Below are 5,359 nucleotides of genomic sequence, written 5' to 3' on the forward strand. Positions count from 1 at the left end.
GCACGGGCCGGCGCTCCTGCGCGCACGGGGCCTGGGGGTGCTGCGCGGCGCGCCGGGCCGCCGCCGGCGCGGGGCGCGCCCCGTGGTGCGCGACGTCGACCTCGACGTGCGGGCGGGCGAGCTGCTCGCCGTCGTCGGGCCGAACGGCGGCGGCAAGTCGACGCTCCTGCGCGGTCTCGCCGGGGTGGAGCGCACGACGGGAGTCGTCACCACGGACGCCGGGTCCGTCGCCCTGGTGCTCCAGGACCCCGAGCACCAGCTCCTGGCGCGCACCGTGCGCGAGGAGGTCGCGTGGTCCGCGCGGCGCGCGCGCCGTCCCGACGTCGAGGCGCGCACCGCACGGGCCCTCGAGCGGTTCGGCCTCGCCCACGTCGCCGACGAGAGCCCCTACCGGCTCTCCGGCGGCGAGCAGCGACGCCTGTCCCTCGCGGCCGCGACCGTGCTCGACCCGCCCGTCCTCCTCGCCGACGAGCCGACGTCCGGGCTCGACCGCACCCAGGCCGCCGCCGTCGCGCGCGCCCTGCGGGACCGGGCCGACGCGGGCGGTGCCGTGGTCGTCGTCACGCACGACCTCGCGCTCGCCGCCGCGGTCGCCGACCGCCTGGCCGTCGTCGTCGACGGCCGCCTCGCCGCCGTCGCCCCGGCGCCCCACGTCCTCGCCGACGACGCGCTGCGGGCCCGGGCCGGGCTGCGCCTGCCACCCGTGCTCGCGTGGTGGTCGCGCGTCGGCCGCGCCCGCGGCGTCGACCCCGGGGCGCTCGTGCGCGCGCTCGACGCCGCCACCGACGCGGCGACGGTGCCCGCGGCCCTCGCGGGGTCGCCGTCGTGACCGCTGGCCGCCCGACCCCGCTCGAACGGTGGAACCCGACCGTCAAGCTCGCGACGGTGCTCGCCCTGTCGACCGGCGCGCTGCTCGTCACCGACCCCGTCACGCCCGCCGTCGGGTGGGCGCTCGCGGTCGTCGCGCTGCTCGCGCTCGGCCGGGTGCGCGTGCGCGCGCTCGCCCTCGCGCACGTGCCCTTCGTGCTGTTCGCGACGAGCCTGCTCGCCGTCAACGTCGTCACGCGGCCCGGCGGCGAGACCCTGGCGCTCGGGCCGCTCACGGTCCCCGTGGACGGGCTCGCCGTCGGTGCGGGGCTCGCCGTGCGGACGCTCTTCGTGGGCGCGCTGTCGCTCACGCTCGTCCTCGCGACCGACCCCGTGCGCCTCATGGCCAGCCTGCACGAGCACGCGCGGCTGCCCGCGACGTGGACGTACGCGGTGCTCGCCGCGCACCGGCTGCTCACCGAGCTCCCCGAGGCGTGGCACACGATCCGCTGCGCCCAGGCCGTCCGCGACCCGCGGCGCCGTCCCGGCGCGCTCCCCCGGTCACCCCGGGCGCTCGGCGCGGCGGCTTTCGCCCTGCTCGTCGGCGCGGTGCGGCGCGCCGAACGGCTCACCGTCGCGCTCGAGTCGCGCGGGCTCGGGTCCGGGCCGCGCGCGTCCTCGCGGCCCGTCCCGCTCGTCCCGGCCGACCTCGTCGCCGCCGGGGTGGTGCTCGCCGTCGCGACGGCCGTCGTCGTCATGGGCGTGCGCGCAGGCTGGGTGACGGGGATCGGTGCGCTCACCGCGTGAGCGCGCCGCGGGCCGGGACGGGCCCGCGGCGCCTTACGCGGCTCGACGACGACGCGCTCGGCGAGGACCGCGACCGACGACGCCGGCCGCGTCACGCCGTCCGGGCGTCAGCCGCCCGCGGGCACCACGCGCGGGAGGAGGTCCTCCGCGGGCGGCTCCCACGTCGTCGCGTCCGCGTCGACCTGCTCGCCCGAGCGGATGTCCTTGACCTGGTCCGGCGTGCGGGCGCCGTCCTCGTCGACGCGGCCGGGGAACCACACGAACGGGATGCCGCGGCGGTCGGCGTAGCGGATCTGCTTGCCGAACTTCGCGGCGGCGGGCGCGACCTCGACGGGGATGCCGCGCGAGCGCAGCGCGGTCGCGACCGCGTCGGACTGCTCGCGCGTCTCCTCGCTCGTCACCGCGACGACGACGGCGCTCGGCACCGAGCGCGTCGCGCGCACCAGCCCCGCGGACAGCAGGCGCGACACGAGGCGGGACACCCCGATCGACAGGCCGACGCCCGGGTACGTGTTCGCGCCGTCGGAGGCGAGCGTGTCGTAGCGCCCGCCGGAGCAGATGGAGCCGAGCTGCTCGTGGCCCACGAGGACCGTCTCGTAGACCGAGCCCGTGTAGTAGTCGAGCCCGCGCGCGATCTTGAGGTCGGCGACGACGACGCCCGGTGCGCGCACGCTCGCGGCCTCGACCAGCGCGCCGAGCTCCGCGAGCCCGGTCTCGAGCAGCTCGCTCTCCACGCCGTGCTCGGCCGCGAGCGCCCGGACGCGGTCGACCACGCCGGTGTCGCTGCCGCTGATGCCCGCGAGCGCGAGGCACGCCTGCGCCTGCTCGGGCGTCGTGCCCGCCTCCGAGACGAGCAGCGCGGCGACCTTCTCGGGGCCGACCTTGTCGAGCTTGTCGATCTGGCGCAGGACCTCGTCCACGGCGTCGATCCCGAGGCCGCGGTAGAAGCCCTCGGCGACACGGCGGTTGTTGACGAGCACGCGGACCTCGGGCACGCCGATGTCGCGCAGCGCGCCGAGCGCCTCGGCCATGACGAGCGGCAGCTCGACCTCGTAGTGGTAGGGCAGCTCGCCCGCACCGACCACGTCGATGTCGGCCTGCGTGAACTCGCGGAAGCGGCCGTCCTGGGGGCGCTCGCCGCGCCACACCTTCTGGATCTGGTAGCGCTTGAACGGGAACGCGAGGTGCCCGGCGTTCTCGAGGACGTAGCGCGCGAACGGGACCGTGAGGTCGAAGTGCAGGCCGAGCTGCTTGTCGCCCCGGCCCGCCGCGTCGGCGTCGCCCGCCTCCTCCTGCAGGCGCCGCAGGACGTAGACCTCCTTGGACGTCTCGCCCTTGCGCAGGAGCTGGTCGAGCGGCTCGACCGCGCGCGTCTCGATCCCGCCGAACCCGTGCAGCTCGAACACCCGGCGCAGGATGTCGAGGACGTGCTGCTCGACGATCCGACCGTCGGGGAGCCATTCGGGGAAACCGGAGAGAGGTGTGGGCCTGGCCATGGGTCAGATCTTCCCAGACGCGGGCCACCCCGGCCGCATCGTCCCGGCCGACGGACGCGCCTCAGCCGGCGAGGAACGGGTTGGTCGCGAGCTCGCGCGCGACCGTCGTGGCCGGGCCGTGCCCGGGCAGCACGTCCCACGCCGGGTCGAGGCGCGCGACGACGTCGCGCAGAGTCCGGGCCATCGTCGCGCCGTCGCCGCCGGGCAGGTCGGTGCGCCCGACCGAGCCCGCGAACAGCACGTCGCCGCTGAGCACGACGCCCGCGCCGGGCGAGCCCGCGAGGTACAGCGTCGAGCCCTCGGTGTGCCCCGGCGCGCCGACGGCGCGCAGCACGACGCCGCCCCAGCGCAGCTCGCGCTCCTCGCCCGGCCCGGCGTCGAACGTCTCCACGCGGCCCGGCTCGCGGTAGTCCTCCGGCCGCGCACCCGCGGCCGCGAGCGCGGCGCCGAGCGGTCCGGACGCGAGGGCGCTCCCGCGCGTCCCGGCGTGCTCGAGGCTCCCGAACGGGTCCGCGAGCCGGTACGCGTCGGCCGCGTGCAGGACGACAGGGACGTCGAGGCGGTCCGCGAGCGCCGCCGCGTCCCACGTGTGGTCCACGTGCCCGTGGGTCGCGAGCACGGCCCGCGGCGCGAGCCCCGCGTCCCGGACGTGGGCGACGACGGCGTCCGCGACCCCGGCGCCGGCGTCCACGACGACGCAGTCCCCGCCGGGCGCGCTCACGACCGTGCAGTTGGTGCCGAACACGGGGGCGACGACGACCTGCAGCGCCACGTGGGGTGCGCCCGGGGCGTCGTCGGGCGGGCTCGGGGGCGTCGTTCCGGAGGGTCGGTCCACACCGCCGAGCGTAGCCGCGGGCGTCCGCCGGGGTCGGGCCGGGCTGCGCCCGGCCCGCGCGCGCCGTGGGGCGGTCGATACCGGACCGTGACCTGGGCGCGGCAAATCCACCCGCCACCAGGGTCCTCGGTGCCTACACTGTCCCCTACCGACCCCGGCTGCACCGGGGTCGACCGTGCGCGCCGTCGCGGCGCCGGACGAAGGAGCTGGGGTGTCGACGAAGAATCGGGAGCGCGAGCAGGCGCGTCGTCGTGAGGAGAAGTGGGAGCGTCACGTGGCCCAGCTCCGCGCGAGGCGCCAGCGGACGTGGTCGATCGTCGGCGTCGTCGCGGCCCTCGTCGTGATCGGCGTCGCCGTGTGGTGGGCGCTGTCCGCCGCGCAGAGCCCTGGCACCGACCCCGGCGCGGACCCCGCGGGCGAGACCGCGCCGTCGGGCGAGCACACGCTGCCGCCCGCGTCCGCCGCGGAGGGCCGCGAGTGGACCTCGACGCTCACCACGAGCGCGGGCGACATCACGCTCACGCTCGACGGCGCCGCCGCGCCCCAGGCGGTCGCGAGCTTCGTGGCGCTCGCCGAGTCCGGGTACTTCGACGGCACGTCGTGCCACCGCCTCACGACCTCGGGCATCTACGTGCTCCAGTGCGGCGACCCGACCGGCACGGGCACGGGCGGGCCCGGCTACTCGTTCGGCCCCATCGAGAACGCCCCGACCGACGACGTCTACCCGGCCGGCACGGTCGCCATGGCGCGCCAGGGCGGGAACGCCGAGTCGATGGGCTCCCAGTTCTTCCTCGTCTACGAGGACTCGACCATCCCGTCCGACGTCGCGGGTGGTTACACGGTGTTCGGCACCATCACGTCCGGCCTGGACGTCGTCCAGGCAGTCGCTGACGCGGGGACGCAGGACGGATCCGGCGACGGGTCTCCTGCCACCCCGGTCACCATCGAAGGAGTTGAGACCCAGTGAGCGATCCCGCCAAGGACCAGGCGAGCGCACCGGCACCGGAGCCCGCGGAGGCGAGCGAGACCGGACGGGTCGACGCGACGGACGTGGAGCCGACGACCGACGCGGCCGACACCCCCGCCGAGGCGACGCCGTCGCAGGAGGCGCCCGCGACCACCGAGGGCGCCGCCGAGCCGGTGGCGGCCGACGAGGCACCGGCGGTCTCCGCCGACGACGACACGACCGCCCCGGCCGAGCCCGTGGACGCCACGGCGACCGAGACCCCTGCCGACGCGCCCGCCGAGGACCCCGCGCAGGCCGCGGCACCCGCTGAGAACGCCGCGCAGGCCGAGGCGCCCGCCGAGGACCCCGCGCAGACCGAGGTGGCGGAGGCGCCGGCGGCCGAGGCTCCCGCCCCCGCGGCGCAGGACGCGCCGGCCGAGAGCGACGCCCCGGCCCCCGCGCCGACGC

General features: G+C 77.5%; 5 protein-coding genes and 1 pseudogene. 4 read left to right on the forward strand and 2 right to left on the reverse strand.

Annotation, left to right across the window (positions count from 1 at the left end):
- Together GJV82_RS18930 and GJV82_RS18935 are read left to right on the forward strand one after the other, a co-directional pair.
- Positions 1 to 829 (forward strand): ABC transporter ATP-binding protein (locus tag GJV82_RS18930; RefSeq protein ID WP_155100293.1); only part of this gene is annotated, 829 nt, incomplete at its 5' end.
- Entirely contained in the window at positions 826 to 1,614 is a 789-nt protein-coding gene (locus GJV82_RS18935; protein WP_318657843.1) for an energy-coupling factor transporter transmembrane component T family protein, read from the forward strand. The genes GJV82_RS18930 and GJV82_RS18935, both read left to right, overlap by 4 nt.
- A gap of 107 nt (positions 1,615 to 1,721) precedes the next feature.
- Here GJV82_RS18935 and hisS read toward each other — a convergent pair whose 3' ends face one another.
- Positions 1,722 to 3,110: a histidine--tRNA ligase gene (gene hisS / locus GJV82_RS18940; protein ID WP_155100294.1), complete on the reverse strand. Its 1,389-nt coding sequence runs from the start codon at positions 3,108 to 3,110 to the stop codon at positions 1,722 to 1,724.
- Positions 3,111 to 3,171: 61 nt separating this feature from the next.
- Complete coding sequence (locus GJV82_RS18945; RefSeq protein WP_318255403.1) at positions 3,172 to 3,945, reverse strand: MBL fold metallo-hydrolase; 774 nt, start codon at positions 3,943 to 3,945, stop codon at positions 3,172 to 3,174.
- A 211-nt stretch (positions 3,946 to 4,156) separates the two neighbouring features.
- Here GJV82_RS18945 and GJV82_RS18950 point away from each other — a divergent pair, with 211 nt between their 5' ends.
- Both GJV82_RS18950 and GJV82_RS18955 read left to right on the forward strand, forming a co-directional pair.
- Complete coding sequence (locus GJV82_RS18950) at positions 4,157 to 4,912, forward strand: peptidylprolyl isomerase (RefSeq protein ID WP_318657844.1); 756 nt, start codon at positions 4,157 to 4,159, stop codon at positions 4,910 to 4,912.
- A pseudogene (locus GJV82_RS18955) lies at positions 4,909 to 5,359 on the forward strand (hypothetical protein); the annotation flags it as partial. The gene GJV82_RS18950 and the pseudogene GJV82_RS18955, both read left to right, overlap by 4 nt.

This window comes from Cellulosimicrobium composti, assembly GCF_009711085.1.
Taxonomy (GTDB): Bacteria; Actinomycetota; Actinomycetes; order Actinomycetales; family Cellulomonadaceae; genus Cellulosimicrobium; species Cellulosimicrobium composti.